This window comes from Streptomyces sp. P17, assembly GCF_032436805.1.
Classification (GTDB): Bacteria; Actinomycetota; Actinomycetes; order Streptomycetales; family Streptomycetaceae; genus Streptomyces.
Genome location: NZ_JAVRBF010000380.1, coordinates 1 through 402, shown reverse-complemented (window position 1 = coordinate 402; position 402 = coordinate 1). Strand labels below are relative to the sequence as shown.

At 63.4% G+C, this 402-nt stretch carries 1 protein-coding gene; it reads left to right on the top strand.

Translation table 11 applies throughout. The features are described 5' to 3' along the window. Positions 1-390: hypothetical protein (locus RMT89_RS41380; RefSeq protein WP_315888910.1), on the top strand; the 390-nt coding region annotated here is incomplete at its 5' end. Between the last annotated feature and the right edge of the window lie 12 nt (positions 391-402).

The window sequence follows — 402 nt, the reverse complement described above, 5'->3', positions numbered from 1 at the left end:
GACGTGTCCTGCTACCTGCCCTCCGGGGAGGTCGAGATCGGCTTCTCGCAGGAGCGTGAGGACGACACGCGGGCCTGTCACGCGAGCAAGGTTGAGAGCTTCGGCGCGACCGTGTACGACCGGAAGGAGTGGGTCCACCTCGTGGCTCCCCAGGGAGACGGCACCGAGCAGGGAAACCTGGCGAAGTCGAAAATCAAGGCGAACCAGACCCAGTACGTGTATCTGCGGATGGGGGTTAAGCATGGCACCGAGCTGAAGGCGTCCGACAGGTGGGATGAGTACATGGTGCAGAACGGCGCCGAGCACACGTCCCCACTTCAGTCCGGCAAATATGTCCGCAAGGTACAGACCTCGTGGACACTGCTCCGCTCCGGCGTGACCTTCGCCTGACCTACCGCCGCA